Origin of the sequence: Erythrobacter sp. LQ02-29, from assembly GCF_022576075.2 — a bacterium.
GTDB lineage: Bacteria > Pseudomonadota > Alphaproteobacteria > Sphingomonadales > Sphingomonadaceae > Alteriqipengyuania.
In genome coordinates this window covers 1,179,007-1,194,764 of the sequence record NZ_JANCNT010000001.1, presented here as the reverse complement: position 1 = coordinate 1,194,764, position 15,758 = coordinate 1,179,007, and the positions used below count along the sequence as shown (strand labels likewise).

Genomic DNA, 15,758 nt, shown 5'->3' with positions numbered 1-15,758 from the left:
CGGAGCGCCAAGCGCCGCTGCGGAACCAATCCCCGGTCCGGACCGCTCCCATCCACAGAAGGAGAAAAGCATGTCGATCAAGGAAATGATCTCTGAGCACCCGCAGGTGGGCGCGGATTACAACGAGCAACTGGGCGAGGCGGTGAAGCACGCGCTGTACGGTGCGGCGATCATGAATTCATGCGCCGATGCATGCCTCGCCGAGGAGAACGCGGGCGAGCGGGCGCAATGCATCCGTACCTGCCTCGATGCCTCGGACGCCTGCACCGCATTCTATCGCATGGCGAGCCGCCGGACCGGCCGCAACGTGCCCGCGATCAAGGCGATCGGCGCGGCGACGGTGATCGCGTGCGAGCAATGCCTCGCCGAATGTGAGAGCCATACGGACGCGCATTGCAAACGCTGCGCCCAGATGTGCCGCGAAGTGATCGAGGATGTGAAGAAGGCGGTGCAGGGGCTGGACTGACCGGCCCCGCCCGCCCGGGGCGGAAGGTTACGCCGCCGCCCGCATCTTGTTCAGCTTCTTGAGCGCCATGTTGCGCTTCAGCCGGCTGAGATGGTCGATGAACAGGATGCCCTCGAGATGATCCATCTCGTGCTGGATGCAGGTGGCGAGCAGGCCGTCGAGGTCTTCCTCGTACGTGATGCCCTCGACATCTTGATAGCGCACGCGGCACGTCTTGGGCCGGTCGACGTCGGCGTAGATCTCGGGGACCGAGAGGCAACCTTCCTGATAGGTCGACAGCTCTTCCGCCGGATCGAGGATTTCGGGGTTCACGAACACCCGCGGTTCGCGCTTGGTCGGCTGATGCGTGTGCTCGTGCCCACCGTGGTTGCACACCTCCGGCTCCGCATCCGGATCGTCGGGCTGGAGGTCGATCACCAGCACGCGCTTTGGCACGCCCACCTGGATCGCCGCGAGCCCGATGCCGGGCGCGTCGTACATCGTTTCGAACATGTCGGCGACGAGCGTCTTCAGCTCGTCGTCGAACACGGTGACGGGGGTCGATACGGTCTTGAGCCGGGGGTCCGGCACTTCGAGGATTTCGCGGATAGCCATGGCGGGGAATATAAGCGGCGCGGGGAATGGCTTCAACTGGCACGTGCTTTGTGTGGTCCAGAATCAACCCAGCGGTCGCCGCGCGCGCAGGGCCTGGGCCAGCGTGCCCTCGTCGAGATAGTCGAGCTCGCCGCCGACCGGCAGCCCGTGGGCCAGCTGGGTGATGCGGACCGGGTAGTCCTCCAGCCGCTCCGCGATGTAGTGCGCGGTCGTCTGCCCCTCCAGCGTGGCGTTCATGGCGAGGACGACCTCGTCCACCCCGCCTTCCTCGACCCGGCCGAGCAGCGTGTCGATCGCGAGGTCCTCGGGGCGCACGCCGTCCAGTGCCGACAGCCGCCCGCCCAAGACGTGGTAGCGCCCGGTGAACAGCTTCGCCCGGTCGAGCGCCCACAGGTCGGCGACATCTTCCACCACGCACAGCTGTTTCGCGTCGCGCCGCGGATCGGCGCAGATGCCGCACGGGTCCTGCGTGTCGACATTGCCGCAGATGTGGCATTCGACCAGCCGCCCCTGCACCTCGGTCAGAGCGTCCAGCAACGCGGGCAGCGCGCTCTCGCGCTTCTTGACCAGCCACAGCACCGCGCGGCGCGCGCTGCGGGGGCCGAGCCCGGGCAGGCGCGCGAGGGCGGAGGCCAGCGTCTCGATTTCTTGCGATGCCATCCAGATCACCTAACCGCTCACCCTGAGCTTGTCGAAGGGCCGTACTTTCTTCTAGCGCCGCTCCCAAAGAAAAAGCGGTCCTTCGACAAGCTCAGAACGAGCGGGGGCCAGGAAAGGAAGCATGTCCATGCGCATCATCTTCATGGGAACGCCCGAATTCGCCGTGCCGACGCTGCGCGCGCTGCACAAGGCGGCGCACGAGATCGTGGCGGTCTATACCCAGCCGCCGCGCCGCGCCGGTCGGGGGAAGAAGGAACAGCCGAGCCCGGTGCAGCGCGCCGCCGAGGAGCTGGGGCTGGAGGTGCGCTGCCCGACCTCGCTGAAACAGGCTGAGGAGCAGGGCCGGTTCGCGGCGCTGGAGGCCGACGTGGCGGTGGTCGCGGCGTATGGCCTGATCCTGCCGCAACCGATCCTCGACACGCCCGCGCATGGCTGCCTGAATGTCCATGCCAGCATCCTGCCGCGCTGGCGCGGGGCGGCACCGATCCACCGCGCGGTAATGGCGGGCGATCCCGTGACGGGCGTCACGATCATGCAGATGGAAGCCGGGCTCGACACCGGGCCGATGCTGGCGACCGTGCGGGTGCCGATCGAGCGCAAGACCACCGGCGAACTGACGGCGGAACTGGCCGACAAGGGCGCGCAGCTGATGGTGGGAACCCTGCGCGAACTCGCCAACCACCGCCCGCTGGCGCAGAAGGACGCGGAGGCGGTCTACGCGCCGAAGATCGACAAGGCCGAGGCGCGGATCGACTGGTCGGAAGATGCCGAGGCGATCGAGCGCAAGGTGCGCGGGCTGGCCCCGTTTCCCGGCGCGTGGTTCGAACTCGCCCCCGGATCGCAGTCCGGGGCAGATGGCGAGCGGGTGAAGCTGCTGCTGGCCGAACTCGCCGAGGGTTCGGGAGAGCCCGGCGCGGTTCTGGACGACGATCTCACCATCGCCTGCGGCACCGGCGCGATCCGGCCCTTGCGGCTGCAACGCGCGGGCAAGCCGGCGATGGACCGCGCCGATTTCCTGCGTGGGCGCGCGGTGCCGGAGGGGACGGTGCTGGCGTGACCCGCTTCGCGCTCACGCTGGAATTCGACGGGACGCCCTTCGTCGGCCTGCAGCGGCAGGCGACGGGCGCGAGCGTGCAGCAATCGGTGGAGGAGGCAGCCGAGCGGATCACGGGAGAGGAGGTGACCCTCCACAGCGCGGGCCGCACCGATGCGGGCGTACATGCGCTCGCCATGCGTAGCCATTGCGATATCGCGAAGGATCTGACCCCGTTCCGCCTGATGGAGGCGCTGAACGCGCATCTGCGCCCCGATCCCATCGCGGTGACCGCGTGCGAGGCGGTGGCGGACGACTGGCATGCCCGCTTCTCCTGCATCGGGCGGCGCTATACCTATCGCATCCTCAACCGCCGCGCCCCACCCACGCTGACGCGCGATAGGGTGTGGCACGTCGCGCGCGATCTGGATGCGGGCGCGATGCACCGCGCGGCGCAAGCGCTGGTCGGGCGGCACGATTTCACCACCTTTCGCTCGGTCCAATGCCAGGCGCGCGATCCGGTCAAGACGCTCGACCGGCTCGATGTCGAGCGCAAGGGTGACGAAGTGCTGATCCACGCCGCGGCGCGCAGCTTCCTCCACCACCAGGTGCGCTCGATGGTTGGCTGCCTGGCGCTGGTCGGTCTCGGTCGGTGGAGAGAGGATCGCGTCGGCGAGGCGCTCGCGGCGCGCGAACGGCAGGCGCTCGGCCTCAACGCCCCGCCGCACGGGCTGTATTTCGTGGAGGCGGTGTACCCCGTTTAGTCTTCGTCGAGATCGCGGGCCACGCGCGGATCGTTGAGCAGCTTCTCGATCCGGTCGGCTTCCTCGAAGCTCTCGTCAGGGCGGAAGCGCAGCCTGGGCGCGAATTTCAGGCCGAGCCGGCTGGCCACCTCGCGCTGGAGATAGGCGGTGTTCTGCCGCAGCGCGGTGACGATATCGTCCTCCTCGATCCCCAGCAGCGGCTTCACGTAGGCCGTCGCCTGCTTCAGGTCGGGCGTCATCCTGACTTCGGTCACCGCGATGTTCGCGGCGCTGACGGTCTCGTCGTGCACCTCCTGCCGCGCGAGCAGTTCGGAGAGGATGTGCCGCACCCGCTCGCCCACCTTGAGGACGCGGATCGAGTGCTGTTCGGGAGTGAATTGCTGGCGTGCCATGCCCACGATCTAGGCGCTTTGCCCGCGAATTTACAGGGGCGCATTCGGGCGGCGCAGCGACATTCCGCGACCATTCGCGACGCAACTCCCACGCGTTTCGGGGCATTGATGGATCGTCAACCAGACCAGGAGACGACCGATGAAGAAAACCCTGATCCCTCTCGTTGCGGCGCTCTCGCTCGCCGTTCCCGGCATGGCGCAAGCGCGCGACCATCATCGCGACAGGGGCCATCACCGCACCGAAGTGACCCACGTGGTGGTGAAGAAAGATCGCGGCAATCATTATGGGCAGACGCGCTACGTCGCGCAGCGCCACTGGCAGCGCGGCCAGCGCTTCGACCGCCGCTACGCGCCGAACTACCGCGTCGTGAGCTATCGCGACTATCGCGGCCTGCGCGCTCCGCCGCGCGGATACCAATATGTCCGCTCGGGCAACGACGTCCTGCTGGTGGGCATCACCAGCGGCATCATCGGCGCGGTTATCGGCGGCCTGATCCGCTAGGCCGGGCCGTAAACGAAGAAGGGCGGCCCCTCGCTATCAGGGCCCGCCCTTTTTTGCGTATCTCAGCCGGTCATTTTGTCGAGGATGCGTTGCAACGAGCCGACATTGCGTGCGGTGTTGCGCAGCCCGAGTGGGCGCATCTTCTGGTGAAGTTTGGAATCGCCCACCCCGCCCCGATAATCGACGAAGAAGGCGCGGTCTCCGACTGCGACCCGCTCAGGCCCGTCGTACGCAGCGACGAAAGCCTCGAAGGCCGGCCGGTCGAGCGGTTCGGGCACGAAATGCGTGTGGACGAACCGATCTTCGTTCTCGCCGACGAACGGATTGTCATCGATCGCGGCGCGCAGTTCGTTGGCCGTTCGCACCACCACCAGGCTTTCGATCCCGAAGTCGTTCTTCACAACATCGGCAATCCGCGCCGCGAGTTCCGCGTCGGTGGCGGGTGCGTGGTCGAACAGCACATTGCCGCTGGCGATCACGGTCGCAACATTCGCAAACCCACGATCCGCCAGCGCCGCCCTCAACTCGGCCATCTTCAGCTGGTTTCCACCAACGTTGATCGAACCGAGCAGGGCGGCGTAGCGGGTCACGCGGTTATAGCGTCCGTTCGCGCTCCGTCACCTCGAACACCTCGAGCTGGTCGCCCGCCTTGATGTCGTTGGTATCGGCCAGCACGACGCCGCATTCGAGCCCGGCGCGGACTTCGTCGACATCGTCCTTGAACCGACGCAGGCTGGCAATTGTCGTGGCCGAGACGATAACGTCCTCGCGCGTGAGGCGTGCGTGCAGCCCCTTGCGGATGACGCCTTCCTCGACCAGCAGGCCGGCGGCCTTGTCGCGCTTGCCCGAACGGAACACTTCCTTGACCGCGGCACGGCCGACGACGGTCTCGACCCGTTCCGGACCAAGCTCGCCGATCATCTCCTTCGCGATCTCCTCGGTCAGGTGGTAGATGACGTCGTAATACATCATCCGCACCTTCTCGCGCTCGACCAGCTGGCGCGCCTTCGCATTGGGGCGCACGTTGAAGCCGATGATCGGCGCGTTGGACGCGGCGGCGAGGCCGACATCGCTTTCGGTGATGGCACCCACACCCGCATGCAGCACGCGGACCTTGATGTCGTCGTTCGACAGGTTGTGCAGCGCCGAGACGATCGCCTCGACCGAACCCTGCACGTCCGCCTTCACCAGCACCGGGAATTCGATCACGTTGTTCTGGAGGTTGTTAAACATCGTGTCGAAGCTGGTCGGGGCGAGCGCGGTCCGCTTCTCGGTCGCGCGTTCCTGGCGGTATTCGGCGACTTCGCGGGCGCGCTGCTCGTTCTCGACCACGGTCAGGTTGTCGCCCGCCATCGGCACGCCGCCCAGGCCCAGGACCTCGACCGGCATGGAGGGGCCGGCTTCCTTGATCTGCTTGCCCTGGTCGTCGACGATCGCGCGCACCTTGCCGCTCTGCGTGCCCACGACGAAGGTGTCGCCGCGCTTCAGCGTACCGCGCGTGATGAGCACGGTGGCGACCGGGCCGCGGCCCTTGTCCAGCTGCGCCTCGATCACGGTCGCTTCGGCATCGCGGTCGGGCCGCGCCTTCAGCTCCATCAGTTCGGCCTGCAGTGCGATCTTTTCCAGTAGCTCGTCGAGGCCGGTCTTGTTCTTGGCCGAAACCTCCACGTCCTGCACGTCGCCCGACATCTCTTCCACGATCACCTCGTGTTCGAGCAGGCGCTCGCGGATCCGCTGCGGGTTCGCCTCTTCCTTGTCGACCTTGTTGATCGCCACGATCATCGGGACGCCCGCGGCCTTCGTGTGATTGATGGCCTCGATCGTCTGCGGCATGATCCCGTCATCCGCCGCGACCACCAGCACCACGATATCGGTGACGTTGGCACCGCGCTGGCGCATTTCGGTAAAGGCGGCGTGGCCCGGCGTGTCGAGGAAGGTGACGGTGTCGCCGCCCTTCGTCTTCACCTGATAGCTGCCGATATGCTGCGTGATGCCGCCCGCTTCGCCGCGGGTGACGTTGGTGCCGCGCAGCGCGTCGAGCAGGCTGGTCTTGCCATGATCGACATGGCCCATGATGGTGACCACCGGAGGACGCGGACGGAGGGTTTCCTCCGGATCGGTATCCTCGCTGGTATTGATGTCCACATCGCTGGCGGACACGCGCTGCACATTGTGGCCGAACTGATCGACCAGCAGTTCCGCGGTGTCCTGGTCGATCGTCTGGTTGACGGTGACCATCATGCCGAGATTGAACAGCTCCTTCACCAGGTCGGCGCCCTTTTCCGCCATGCGGTTGGCAAGTTCCTGCACCGTAATCGCCTCGGGCACGATAACGTCGCGCACCTGCTTCTCGCGCGGGCGGCTGGGCCCGCCATGGGTCCGGCGTTCCTTCTCCCGCGCACGCTTCAGCGCGGCGAGGCTGCGCGCGCGGCGCCCCTCGTCCTCGTTCAACGCCTTGTTAACGGTCAGCTTGCCGGAGCGCCGCTTGTCGGGACGCTCGACCTTCTCTTCCTTGGGCTTCTTGCGTTCCGGCTTCTTGGGCTCGGGCCGCGCGACAGGGGTGAACCGGCGGGGAGCGGGCCGGTCCGAACCGCTTGGCGCATCTCCCTCTGGCTTTGCCTCCGCTTCGCCGGCCTCGGGGGCGGCGTCGGCCTGCGCCTCACGCTCCGCGGCGAGCTGCTCGGCAGCCTCGGCCTCGGCCTGGCGCTGCTTGTCGGCCTCTTCCTCGGCCTTGCGGTTCTGCTCGGCACGACGGCGCTCGTCCTCGGCCGCTTCCTTGGCCTCGGCATCTTCGCGGCGGCGGGCTTCCTCGGCCTGGTGCAGGCGATCTTCCTCCGCCTCGCGCTGCAGGCGCGCGACCCGCTCCTGCGGAGTCTCGTCGCTGGGCGCGGGCCTCTTCTTCGGCGCGGGCTGCTTCGCCTCTACCGGAGCGGGGGCGGGCGCGGGCGCGGGAGTCGGGGCGGGCGCGGGTGCCGGTTCGGGCGTCGGAGCAGGCGCAGCGGCGGGCTCCTCGCCCGGTTTCACCAGCTTGCGCCGACGCTTCACCTCGACCGCGACCTTGTTGGTGCGGCCGTGGCTGAAGGTCTGCTTGACCTCGCCCGCGTCCACCGCTCGCTTGAGGCCGAGCGGTTTGCGGGTGCGGGTCTTGTTGTCGTCGTCGCTCATATACCTACCGTATTTCCTTCAAATCCAAATCGTCCAGAACCCGTTGCCCGGGCTCCACCGGCATCGTTCGCCGGTCAGCCGGTGCCCGGCGCGGGCGCTCCGCTGAAATGCAACAGGCGCTGGAGGGCCAGATCGACCCGTTCCGCCGCCGCAGCGTCGGCCAGTGCCAGGTGGACGACATTCGCGCGGCCCAATGCCACAGACAGGGCCTCGCGGTCCAGTGGCAGGCGCGTGCCGGTCAGGCCGGAGCCTTCCGCGTCCTGCCCCACGCGCCACGCCTGGTCGAGCTTTCGCGCCCCGTCCTCGCTCGCGTCGGCGGCATGAAGCAACAGCTCCACCGCACCGCAGCGGGCATGCTCCGCAATGCGGTCCGAACCCAAGATAAGGTGTCCGCCGCGCATTTCGAGCCCCAACCGGTCGAGCAACAGACGAATCAGCCCGCTTTCGATCCGGTCGGGCAGATCGTCGGGTACGCTCAAGGGGGCACCCTTGAACGCGCGCGCCAGCGCGCCGCGCAGGCGGCCCTTCTCCATCGCCTGCACCAGCTCGGCGCGGGTCACGCCGATCCAGGCACCCCGCCCCGGCGCGCGCGCCAGCAGATCGGGCAGCACGTCGCCGTCCGGCGAGACGGCGAGCCGGATCAGCGCGGAACGCGAACCGTGCTCCCCGCTCAGGATACAGCGCCGCTCCGGCGCAGACTTCGCAGTCCGCGTCGCAGGGGCTTCAGCAATGTCGGACGTCAGGCGCTCATTGGGTGGAGTCCGCATCGGCGGCCTCCTGCGTGTCGGCGGATGCGGCATCCTCGGTCTCGGCCGGAGCCGCGCCTTCCTCATCCTCGAACCAGTGTGCGCGGGCGGCCATGATGATCTCGTTGCCCTGCTCTTCGGACAGGCCGAATTCGCCCAGCACGCCGCCCTTGTCCTGCTCGCGCTGCGGGCGGCGCTGCGGCGGTCCGCTTTCCGTGCCGGGTGCCGGGGCACGGCGACGCGGCGCCTCGCGCTTCTTCTGGATCAGTTCGTCGGTGGCGAGATCGGCCAGATCGTCCAGCGTCTTGATGCCCGCCTTGCCGAGCACGACCAGCATCGCTTCGTTGAGATGTGGCAGCTCGGCGAGGTCGTCCTCCACGCCCAGTTCGCGGCGGGCCTCGCGATGCGTGGCCTCCTGCCGCTCCAGCGCTTCGGTCGCACGGCTCTGCAGCTCTTCGGCCAGTTCTTCGTCGAACCCTTCGATGCTGGCGAGTTCGGCCAGCTCGACATAGGCGACTTCCTCCAGCTCGGCGAAGCCTTCGGCGACCAGCAGCTGCGACAGCGTTTCGTCGACGTCGAGCTCTTCCTCGAACATCTTGGAACGCTCGGCGAATTCCTTGCTCCGCTTCTCGCTCGCCTCTTCCTCGGTCATGATGTCGATCTGGTGACCGGTCAACTGGCTGGCGAGCCGCACGTTCTGGCCGCGGCGGCCGATTGCCAGGCTGAGCTGATCGTCGGGCACGACGACCTCGATCCGGCCCTCGTCCTCGTCCAGCACCACGCGGGCGACAGTGGCGGGCTGGAGCGCATTGACGATGAAGGTCGCCTGATCCTCGCTCCACGGAATGATGTCGATCTTCTCGCCCTGCAATTCCTGCACGACGGCCTGAACGCGGCTGCCCTTCATGCCGACGCAGGCGCCGACCGGGTCGATCGAGCTGTCGTGGCTGATCACGCCGATCTTCGCACGGCTGCCCGGATCGCGGGCGGCGGCCTTGATCTCGATGATGCCGTCGTAGATTTCGGGAACTTCCTGCGCGAACAGCTTGCGCATGAAATCGGGCGCGGCGCGGGTCAGGAAGATCTGCTGGCCGCGATTGTTGCGTTCCACCTTGCTGATCAGCGCGCGCACGCGCTCGCCCACGCGGGCGGCTTCGCGCGGGATCTGCTGGTCGCGGCGGATGACGCCCTCGGCCCGGCCCAGGTTCACGATCACGTGGCCGAATTCGACCGACTTGATGACGCCGGTGATGATCTCGCCTGCGCGGTCCTTGAATTCCTCGTACTGGCGCTCGCGCTCCGCATCGCGGACCTTCTGGAAGATCACCTGCTTGGCGCTCTGCGCGTCGATACGGCCTAGATCGACCGGCGGCAGCGGATCGACGATGAAGTCGCCCACGCTGGCATCGTCCTTCAGCTTCTTCGCCGCCTTCAGGTCGATCTGCTTGAAGTAGTCCTCGACCTCCTCGACCACTTCGACGACGCGCCACAGGCGCAGGTCGCCGGTCTGCGGATCGAGCTTGGCACGAATGTCGTTCTCCGCGCCGTAGCGGTTGCGCGCGCTCTTCTGGATCGCCTCTTCCATCGCCTCGATGACGATCGCCTTGTCGATCATCTTTTCGGACGCGACCGAGTTCGCGATCGCGAGCAGCTCGGCCTTGTTGGCGGAAATTGCAGTGGCCATCAGTCGTCAGCCTTTTCTTCTTCGTCTTCAAAAACTTCCTCGGCACCGGCGGTGTCGAGCGGTTGGGTCGCGGCGATCAGCGCGTCCGTCAGGACCAGCTTCGCCGAATGGATATCGTCGAACGGCAGTGTCGCGGGGCCGTGCTTCGCATCGTCCAGCATCACCACGCCGTCATCGATCCCGGTCAGCGTGCCCTTGAACGCGCGCCGACCCTTGTCGTCGCCCGACCAGCCCTTGATCATGACGATGCGCGCCTCGTGCCCGGCCCAGGTGGTGAAATCCCTCGGCCGGGTCAGCGGGCGGTCGATGCCCGGGCTGGACACCTCGAGGTGATAGGCCCCCTCGATCAACGTCTCGCCGTTCTCCTCGGCCGTGTCGATCGCATCGGAAATGCGGCGGCTGAGCGCGGCGCACTGGTCGATGATCAGCTGCCCGGTCGCCGGGTCTTCCGCCATCACCTGCAGAGCCTGCCCGCCATCGCCCGCTTCGGACGGCATCATCTTCACGCGCACGAGTTCGAAGCCGAGCGCTTTCGCTTCGGGTTGGATGATTGCGTTCAGGCGTGCCAGATCGGCCAAGCGGTTCTCCAAATGATACGCGACGGATGCGACAACGGGGTTTGGTGCCGGCCCCTTGCGGCGCCAGCCCCTTCAGTGTCGCGACAATGTCGGGATTGCTGGCTAGGTACGCGCAAGGAGCGGCGATTGCAAGCGGCTTCGCGCCGTCAGTCCCCGTCCTCCCCGATCGCGTGCTTCTTGATACAGTGGCGCAGCTGGTCGTAGCTGAGGCCAAGCGCTTTCGCCGTCTGGCGCTGGTTCCAGCGGTGTCGGGCCAGCGCCGCCTCTACGATGGCGCGCTCGTGCGCGTCGACCGCGCCGCGCAGATCGTCGATCGAATCGAAATCGAAGGCGGGCTTGCCCGCCGGTTTCGGCGCGACCTGCGGCTTGGCACGCGTGGGTCCGCGATTTTCGCCCGGCAGCGGGTCCCATGGGCTGTCGAAGGGATCGAATTGCACGGCACCGACCGGGTTCTCGGCATCGTCCCAGCGATAGACCGCGCGTTCGACCACGTTGCGCAGCTCGCGCACATTGCCCGGCCACGGATGCGTTTCCAGCTGTGTCGCGACCGGATCGGCGAAGCCGGGCCAGCCGTCCCAGCCCAGTTCCGCCGCCATGCGCCGCCCGAACCAGTCGGCCAGCACGCCGATATCCCCTTCGCGCACCCGCAGCGGCGGCAGGGTGATGACTTCGAAGCTCAGCCGGTCGAGCAGGTCGGCGCGAAAAGTGCCCTCGATCGCGGCGCGCGGCAGATCCTCATTGGTGGCGGCGACGATCCGCACATCGACGCGGATCGGGCGGCTGGAGCCGATCCGGGCGACCTCGCCATATTCGATCGCGCGCAGCAGCCGTTCCTGCGCGGCCATGGACAGCGTGCCAAGTTCGTCGAGGAACAGCGTGCCCTTGTCCGCTTCCTCGAACCGGCCCGCTCGCGCCCGCGTGGCACCGGTGAAGGCGCCCGCCTCGTGCCCGAACAGCTCCGCCTCGATCAGCGTTTCGGGTAGTGCGGCGCAGTTCATGATGATGAAGGGCTCGTCCCACCGCGTGGACAGGCGGTGCAGGCGCTCGGCGATCAGTTCCTTGCCCGTCCCACGCTCGCCGATCACCAGCACCGGGCGGCTCAACGGCGCGGCGCGGCTGGCCCGTTCGACCGAGTCGAGAAAGGCACCCGATTGCCCGACCAATTGCCCTTCACGTTCCATGACCCGAGAGTTAGGACAATCCCCCACATCTTGGCAATCGTTACCTCACTGCGGACAACGCGATCGCTCAAAAACCGAGCATTTCGGCCATTCCGAAGGTTTGGCACGGCTCCTGCAAATATCGGGACAAGACACCAAATCACTCGTTTCGATCAGGGGATCATCCCATGGACTTCCACTCTTTCCTTCGCACCCGGCTCGGCCAGGCATCGCTTGCCTCGATGGTCGCGATGACCGTCTTCGCGCTGTCGCACGGCTCGTTCGTGCAGCCGGGCATGGCGATCCAGGCGCCCGCCGCGACGACGTGGATCGACCGCGCATGAGCGGCCCCGATCTGACCCCCGAACGCTCGCCCTCGCGCCTCGACGCCGAGGTCGAGCGCCTGCGCCGCAGCCCCACCCCGACCGCACGGACGCGCGAGCAGCGCACCGACCCCTTCACCATCGGAGCACCCTTCATGGGCATTTTCAGCCGTACCCGCGATATCATCGCCGCCAATTTCAACGACATGCTCGACAAGGCCGACGACCCCACCAAGATGATCCGCATGATCATCCTCGAAATGGAGGAGACGCTGGTCGAAGTCCGCGCGAGCGCCGCGCGCACCATCGCGGACCAGAAAGAAATGCATCGCCACACGGTGAAGCTGGACAAGCTGCAGGCCGACTGGGCCGACAAGGCGCAGCTCGCGCTCAGCAAGGATCGCGAGGACCTGGCCCGCGCCGCGCTGGTCGAGAAGAAGAAGGCGGCCGACATGTCGGACCAGCTCAAGGAAGAGATCGCAGTGCTCGACGATGCGCTGCGCGCCTACGAGAAGGACATCGAGAAGCTGCAGCAGCGCCTGCGCGAGGCCCGCAGCCGCCAGAGCGCGATCGCCGCGCGGCTCGAGAGCGCGGAGAACCGCGTCAAGCTGCGCAGCCTGATGACCAACGAGCGGGTCGACGATGCGCTGCACCGCTTCGACCAGCTCGAACGGCGGGTCGATTATGCCGAGGGGCGCGCCGACGCGCTGCAGATCGCCGACCAGCCGGGCAAGCCCAGCCTGTCGGACGAGATCGCCGCACTCGAAGGCGGCGACAAGATCGACGACGAGCTCGCCGAGATGAAGCGCGCCCTGGGCAGGAGCGATGCCCCCGACAGCGAAAAGAAGGAGGACTGATCGATGGAAGACTTCATCTGGGCTGTCGCCCTGTTCATCGCGATGCCTTGGATCATCCTGCACTACGTCACGAAGTGGAAGACTTCTGCTACCATCACGACCGATGACGAGGCGCTGCTGGAGGAAATGTACCAGCTCGCAAAGCGCCTGGACGAGCGCATGGATACGGTCGAGCGACTGGTTGCGCATGACCACGTCGACTTCAAGCCTGCCCGCCTCGTGCAAAACAGCGAGGAAGACAACGCCAAGCTCAGCGAACTCGAGGAGCTGATCACCCAGAAGAAAGGAACCCGCCAGTGAACAGCCGTACCAAGCTTTATCGCGACAAGCAGAATGCGAAGCTCATGGGCGTGTGCGCTGGGATCGCGGAATACACAGGAATCAACGCGATGTGGGTCCGGCTGGGCTTCATCGCCGCCATCCTGACCGGGATCCTGAGCCCCATCGTCCTGCCGCTCTATTTCCTCGCGGGGCTGCTGCTGAACAAGAAACCGCCTTACCTCTACGCCGATAAGGAAGAGGAGAAATACTGGCAGGGCGTGCGCCAGAATCCCAAGCGCACGGTGCGCGAAGTGCGCGGCAAGTTCCGCGACATCGATCGCCGCCTGGCCGAGGTCGAGAACTACTACGTGTCCAGCAATCCGCGGCTCAACGCCGAAATCGAACGGCTGCGCTGAGCGGCGCCTGCCACCGGAACAGGGGGACTGAGAGATGGAATGGGGAATTCTGATACCGATCGTCGGCATCATCATGGGCTGCGGCATCCCGATGGTCGCCATCTGGTCGAAGCACCAGCTCAAGATCGCCGAGACCCAGGCCGCAATGACCGCCGAAAAAGCCGCGCAATATGCCGCCGACAACAAGGAGCTAGAGCAGCGGCTCCAGGTCCTGGAGCGGATCGTGACCGACCGCGGCTACGACGTCGCGACACAGATCGAGGCGCTGCGCGATACCCGCGCGGTCGAAACCAGCGAACGCCCGCGGCAATTGAGCTGATCTTTCCGAGCACAGGAGCTTCATCCAGATGCAACAAATTCTCGCCCTCATGATCCCGCTGGCACCGTTTTTGATGGTCGTGGCCATAGTGTGGATGAAGAACCAGCGGCGGCTCGAGGAAAAACGGCTCGATGCGGCGGCCAATCACAGCGCCGAGGCCGCCGCGCGGCACGCGACGCAGGTGGCGGAGCTCGAGAACCGGGTCCGCGTGCTTGAACGCATCGTGACCGACAAGGGTTACGACGTCGCCAGCCAGATCGAGGCGCTGCGCGATCAGCAGCGGGTCGATGAACAGGGCACCGGAACGCCCCTCGATATCCGCAACCGGGAGAAAGCATGATGGATACCAGCCTGATCGAAGCCCTCACCCCCATCGCACCGCTGATCGGCATCATCGCGGTGGTCTGCACCGGCGGCTGGGTCATCAACACCTGGCTGCGCATCCGGCACGGCTATCCGCTCGACGGGGCCTGGGGCCAGGCGGTCTATCCCAAGAGCGACGAGGCGGTCGAGCGGGTCAAGCTGCTGACCAAGGAAAACGCCGAGCTGCGCGCCGAGATCGGATCGATGAAGGACCGGCTCGCCACGGTCGAGCGGATCGTGACCGACCGCGGGTACCAGCTTTCCCGCGAATTCGACGCGCTGCGTAGCGACGAGGAGAAATTCCAGTGAACCTGTGGACCATGATCGTGCTGATCGTTGCGATGAGCATGCTGACCGCGATCATCACCGAACGCTACAAGACCATGCGCAAGACCGGCGCCCGGGAGGCCGAGGACGAGCGGCGGATGCTGCGTGACGACCGCGACGCCGCCCGCGCCGAGCTGGACGAGCTGCGCGACCGGGTGAAGGTCCTCGAACGCATCGCCACCGACCCTTCGCGCCGGACCGCCGACGAAATCGAGAAACTGCGCGACGACCGCTGAGCGGTGGCGCACGCCAAGTAGAGGAGATGGAAATGGCCGACCCGACCCTGACGATAGCGCTCAGCGTCCTTGCTGGCCTGCTCGTCATCATCGCCGCCCTGTTGCATGCGTGGCGCTCCTGGCTGGCCTACAAGCGCAGCGAGCTCGACCATGGGGCCCCGCGCCGCGACCCCGATCGCGTCGCTCCCGAAGGGGCAGCGCGGATCGAGATCGCGGATCTGAAAGAGCGCATCCGCAAGCTGGAAGCGATCGCCAGCGGCGTCGATCTGTGAGCGACACCCGCAACACCGCTGCCCAGGCCGGTATCGGCCTGGGCAGCGCGATCGCGGTCGCCATCAGCTGGAGCCTGCACAAGTCGATCCTGTGGGCGATCATTCACGGCGTACTCGGCTGGCTCTACGTTATCTATTATGCCGTCACCCGGCCCGGCGGGCTGTCGGGCTGAGTTCATGCGAAGGGGATATGGGTTTCCAATCCTCTGGCCACCCTCTAACTGCGCAGCCATGCGAACCCTGTCCGACATCGCCGAAGAATACGATTTCCTCGAAGGGGACGAGCGCTATCGCCTGCTGATCGAGCTCGGCCGCGAACTGGAGCCGATGCCGCCCGCGCTGAAGACCGATGCCACGCTGGTGCGCGGCTGTTCGGCGCAGGTGTGGGTCTATCCGACCGGCGAAAGCGACAAGCTGCACTTCCTGGCCGACAGCAATGCCGCGATCACCAAGGGGATCGTGGCGCTGGTGATCGCCGCGGTTCAGGACAAACCGGCGCGCGAAGTCGCGGCGATGGACGTGACGGGCGCGCTCGAACCTTTCGACCTCAGGAACCAGCTGTCGAGCAACCGCACACAAGGGGTGCCCAATATGATCGCGCTGGTGAAGGAGCACGCCGCGCGGATCGCGGCGGGATAAG

At 66.6% G+C, this 15,758-nt stretch carries 24 protein-coding genes; 15 read left to right on the top strand and 9 right to left on the bottom strand.

What is annotated here, in order from left to right; all coding sequences use genetic code 11:
- The first annotated feature begins 70 nt into the window (after positions 1 to 70).
- Positions 71 to 466, top strand: coding sequence for a four-helix bundle copper-binding protein (locus MKP08_RS05955; protein WP_215228993.1), 396 nt, complete (start codon positions 71 to 73; stop codon positions 464 to 466).
- Positions 467 to 493: 27 nt separating this feature from the next.
- Here the strand turns inward: MKP08_RS05955 and def are convergent, their stop codons facing one another.
- Together def and recR are read right to left on the bottom strand one after the other, a co-directional pair.
- The gene (def, locus tag MKP08_RS05950; protein ID WP_241555302.1) at positions 494 to 1,060 is read right to left on the bottom strand and encodes a peptide deformylase; all 567 of its coding nucleotides are present in this window, start codon (positions 1,058 to 1,060) and stop codon (positions 494 to 496) included.
- Positions 1,061 to 1,123: 63 nt separating this feature from the next.
- Positions 1,124 to 1,720, bottom strand: coding sequence for a recombination mediator RecR (gene recR / locus MKP08_RS05945; RefSeq protein ID WP_241555301.1), 597 nt, complete (start codon positions 1,718 to 1,720; stop codon positions 1,124 to 1,126).
- Between the two features lie 127 nt (positions 1,721 to 1,847).
- Here recR and fmt point away from each other — a divergent pair, with 127 nt between their 5' ends.
- Together fmt and truA are read left to right on the top strand one after the other, a co-directional pair.
- Complete coding sequence (fmt, locus tag MKP08_RS05940; RefSeq protein WP_241555545.1) at positions 1,848 to 2,777, top strand: methionyl-tRNA formyltransferase; 930 nt, start codon at positions 1,848 to 1,850, stop codon at positions 2,775 to 2,777.
- Positions 2,774 to 3,517: a tRNA pseudouridine(38-40) synthase TruA gene (truA, locus tag MKP08_RS05935; RefSeq protein WP_241555300.1), complete on the top strand. Its 744-nt coding sequence runs from the start codon at positions 2,774 to 2,776 to the stop codon at positions 3,515 to 3,517. The genes fmt and truA overlap by 4 nt, the downstream gene beginning before the upstream one ends.
- On the opposite strand, the gene rbfA is transcribed toward truA, so the two are convergent.
- Complete coding sequence (rbfA, locus tag MKP08_RS05930) at positions 3,514 to 3,909, bottom strand: 30S ribosome-binding factor RbfA (RefSeq protein WP_215228999.1); 396 nt, start codon at positions 3,907 to 3,909, stop codon at positions 3,514 to 3,516. The genes truA and rbfA overlap by 4 nt on opposite strands.
- A gap of 139 nt (positions 3,910 to 4,048) precedes the next feature.
- Here rbfA and MKP08_RS05925 point away from each other — a divergent pair, with 139 nt between their 5' ends.
- Positions 4,049 to 4,411, top strand: coding sequence for an RcnB family protein (locus MKP08_RS05925; protein ID WP_241555299.1), 363 nt, complete (start codon positions 4,049 to 4,051; stop codon positions 4,409 to 4,411).
- A 62-nt stretch (positions 4,412 to 4,473) separates the two neighbouring features.
- Here MKP08_RS05925 and MKP08_RS05920 read toward each other — a convergent pair whose 3' ends face one another.
- The 6 genes from MKP08_RS05920 to pspF all read right to left on the bottom strand — a co-directional run bounded on the left by MKP08_RS05920 (position 4,474) and on the right by pspF (position 11,765).
- A complete protein-coding gene (locus tag MKP08_RS05920; protein ID WP_241555298.1) occupies positions 4,474 to 5,001 on the bottom strand; it encodes a DUF1697 domain-containing protein in 528 nt (175 codons plus the stop codon).
- Between the two features lie 4 nt (positions 5,002 to 5,005).
- Positions 5,006 to 7,576 (bottom strand): translation initiation factor IF-2, encoded by a 2,571-nt coding sequence (infB, locus tag MKP08_RS05915; RefSeq protein ID WP_241555297.1) that lies wholly within the window; start codon positions 7,574 to 7,576, stop codon positions 5,006 to 5,008.
- Positions 7,577 to 7,650: 74 nt separating this feature from the next.
- Positions 7,651 to 8,343: a DUF448 domain-containing protein gene (locus MKP08_RS05910; protein ID WP_241555296.1), complete on the bottom strand. Its 693-nt coding sequence runs from the start codon at positions 8,341 to 8,343 to the stop codon at positions 7,651 to 7,653.
- Positions 8,324 to 10,006: a transcription termination factor NusA gene (gene nusA, locus MKP08_RS05905; RefSeq protein ID WP_215229003.1), complete on the bottom strand. Its 1,683-nt coding sequence runs from the start codon at positions 10,004 to 10,006 to the stop codon at positions 8,324 to 8,326. The genes MKP08_RS05910 and nusA overlap by 20 nt, the downstream gene beginning before the upstream one ends.
- Positions 10,006 to 10,584 carry a ribosome maturation protein RimP gene (gene rimP / locus MKP08_RS05900; protein WP_241555295.1) on the bottom strand — a complete coding sequence of 193 codons (579 nt, stop codon included), beginning with the start codon at positions 10,582 to 10,584 and terminating at the stop codon, positions 10,006 to 10,008. Before rimP ends, nusA begins: the two co-directional genes overlap by 1 nt.
- A gap of 146 nt (positions 10,585 to 10,730) precedes the next feature.
- Positions 10,731 to 11,765, bottom strand: coding sequence for a phage shock protein operon transcriptional activator (gene pspF, locus MKP08_RS05895; protein WP_241555294.1), 1,035 nt, complete (start codon positions 11,763 to 11,765; stop codon positions 10,731 to 10,733).
- Positions 11,766 to 11,932: 167 nt separating this feature from the next.
- Between pspF and MKP08_RS05890 the strand changes: the two genes are divergently transcribed.
- Genes MKP08_RS05890 through MKP08_RS05840 form a run of 11 tightly spaced genes read left to right on the top strand, consistent with a single transcriptional unit; the run spans position 11,933 to position 15,757 of the window.
- On the top strand, positions 11,933 to 12,088 hold the full coding sequence (locus MKP08_RS05890; RefSeq protein ID WP_241555293.1) for a hypothetical protein: 156 nt from the start codon (positions 11,933 to 11,935) through the stop codon (positions 12,086 to 12,088).
- Positions 12,085 to 12,924 (top strand): phage shock protein PspA, encoded by an 840-nt coding sequence (gene pspA, locus MKP08_RS05885; RefSeq protein ID WP_241555292.1) that lies wholly within the window; start codon positions 12,085 to 12,087, stop codon positions 12,922 to 12,924. The genes MKP08_RS05890 and pspA overlap by 4 nt, the downstream gene beginning before the upstream one ends.
- Positions 12,925 to 12,927: 3 nt before the next feature.
- Positions 12,928 to 13,224: an envelope stress response membrane protein PspB gene (pspB, locus tag MKP08_RS05880; protein WP_241555291.1), complete on the top strand. Its 297-nt coding sequence runs from the start codon at positions 12,928 to 12,930 to the stop codon at positions 13,222 to 13,224.
- The gene (gene pspC / locus MKP08_RS05875; RefSeq protein ID WP_241555290.1) at positions 13,221 to 13,601 is read left to right on the top strand and encodes an envelope stress response membrane protein PspC; all 381 of its coding nucleotides are present in this window, start codon (positions 13,221 to 13,223) and stop codon (positions 13,599 to 13,601) included. The genes pspB and pspC overlap by 4 nt, the downstream gene beginning before the upstream one ends.
- 34 nt (positions 13,602 to 13,635) lie before the next feature.
- Positions 13,636 to 13,920 (top strand): hypothetical protein, encoded by a 285-nt coding sequence (locus tag MKP08_RS05870; RefSeq protein WP_215229009.1) that lies wholly within the window; start codon positions 13,636 to 13,638, stop codon positions 13,918 to 13,920.
- A gap of 28 nt (positions 13,921 to 13,948) precedes the next feature.
- Positions 13,949 to 14,260, top strand: a complete 312-nt coding sequence (locus MKP08_RS05865) for a hypothetical protein (protein WP_241555289.1) — start codon at positions 13,949 to 13,951, stop codon at positions 14,258 to 14,260.
- A complete protein-coding gene (locus MKP08_RS05860) occupies positions 14,260 to 14,592 on the top strand; it encodes a hypothetical protein (protein WP_373418097.1) in 333 nt (110 codons plus the stop codon). Before MKP08_RS05865 ends, MKP08_RS05860 begins: the two co-directional genes overlap by 1 nt.
- Positions 14,593 to 14,603: 11 nt before the next feature.
- Positions 14,604 to 14,846: a hypothetical protein gene (locus MKP08_RS05855; protein WP_241555287.1), complete on the top strand. Its 243-nt coding sequence runs from the start codon at positions 14,604 to 14,606 to the stop codon at positions 14,844 to 14,846.
- Positions 14,847 to 14,878: 32 nt separating this feature from the next.
- Positions 14,879 to 15,118, top strand: coding sequence for a hypothetical protein (locus MKP08_RS05850; protein ID WP_215229013.1), 240 nt, complete (start codon positions 14,879 to 14,881; stop codon positions 15,116 to 15,118).
- Positions 15,115 to 15,291, top strand: coding sequence for a hypothetical protein (locus MKP08_RS05845; protein WP_241555286.1), 177 nt, complete (start codon positions 15,115 to 15,117; stop codon positions 15,289 to 15,291). The genes MKP08_RS05850 and MKP08_RS05845 overlap by 4 nt, the downstream gene beginning before the upstream one ends.
- 58 nt (positions 15,292 to 15,349) lie before the next feature.
- Positions 15,350 to 15,757 carry a SufE family protein gene (locus MKP08_RS05840; protein ID WP_215229015.1) on the top strand — a complete coding sequence of 136 codons (408 nt, stop codon included), beginning with the start codon at positions 15,350 to 15,352 and terminating at the stop codon, positions 15,755 to 15,757.
- Position 15,758: the final 1 nt, after the last annotated feature.

Excerpts from the sequence above, each read along its gene's own strand:
- MKP08_RS05955 (WP_215228993.1), top strand. The coding sequence starts at position 71 with ATGTCGATCAAGGAAATGATCTCTGAGCACCCGCAGGTGGGCGCGGAT.
- def (WP_241555302.1), bottom strand. The coding sequence starts at position 1,060 with ATGGCTATCCGCGAAATCCTCGAAGTGCCGGACCCCCGGCTCAAGACC.
- recR (WP_241555301.1), bottom strand. The coding sequence starts at position 1,720 with ATGGCATCGCAAGAAATCGAGACGCTGGCCTCCGCCCTCGCGCGCCTG.
- fmt (WP_241555545.1), top strand. The coding sequence starts at position 1,848 with ATGCGCATCATCTTCATGGGAACGCCCGAATTCGCCGTGCCGACGCTG.
- rbfA (WP_215228999.1), bottom strand. The coding sequence starts at position 3,909 with ATGGCACGCCAGCAATTCACTCCCGAACAGCACTCGATCCGCGTCCTC.
- MKP08_RS05925 (WP_241555299.1), top strand. The coding sequence starts at position 4,049 with ATGAAGAAAACCCTGATCCCTCTCGTTGCGGCGCTCTCGCTCGCCGTT.
- infB (WP_241555297.1), bottom strand. The coding sequence starts at position 7,576 with ATGAGCGACGACGACAACAAGACCCGCACCCGCAAACCGCTCGGCCTC.
- MKP08_RS05910 (WP_241555296.1), bottom strand. The coding sequence starts at position 8,343 with ATGCGGACTCCACCCAATGAGCGCCTGACGTCCGACATTGCTGAAGCC.
- nusA (WP_215229003.1), bottom strand. The coding sequence starts at position 10,006 with ATGGCCACTGCAATTTCCGCCAACAAGGCCGAGCTGCTCGCGATCGCG.
- pspF (WP_241555294.1), bottom strand. The coding sequence starts at position 11,765 with ATGGAACGTGAAGGGCAATTGGTCGGGCAATCGGGTGCCTTTCTCGAC.
- MKP08_RS05890 (WP_241555293.1), top strand. The coding sequence starts at position 11,933 with ATGGACTTCCACTCTTTCCTTCGCACCCGGCTCGGCCAGGCATCGCTT.
- pspA (WP_241555292.1), top strand. The coding sequence starts at position 12,085 with ATGAGCGGCCCCGATCTGACCCCCGAACGCTCGCCCTCGCGCCTCGAC.
- pspB (WP_241555291.1), top strand. The coding sequence starts at position 12,928 with ATGGAAGACTTCATCTGGGCTGTCGCCCTGTTCATCGCGATGCCTTGG.
- MKP08_RS05870 (WP_215229009.1), top strand. The coding sequence starts at position 13,636 with ATGGAATGGGGAATTCTGATACCGATCGTCGGCATCATCATGGGCTGC.
- MKP08_RS05865 (WP_241555289.1), top strand. The coding sequence starts at position 13,949 with ATGCAACAAATTCTCGCCCTCATGATCCCGCTGGCACCGTTTTTGATG.
- MKP08_RS05860 (WP_373418097.1), top strand. The coding sequence starts at position 14,260 with ATGGATACCAGCCTGATCGAAGCCCTCACCCCCATCGCACCGCTGATC.
- MKP08_RS05855 (WP_241555287.1), top strand. The coding sequence starts at position 14,604 with ATGATCGTGCTGATCGTTGCGATGAGCATGCTGACCGCGATCATCACC.
- MKP08_RS05850 (WP_215229013.1), top strand. The coding sequence starts at position 14,879 with ATGGCCGACCCGACCCTGACGATAGCGCTCAGCGTCCTTGCTGGCCTG.
- MKP08_RS05840 (WP_215229015.1), top strand. The coding sequence starts at position 15,350 with ATGCGAACCCTGTCCGACATCGCCGAAGAATACGATTTCCTCGAAGGG.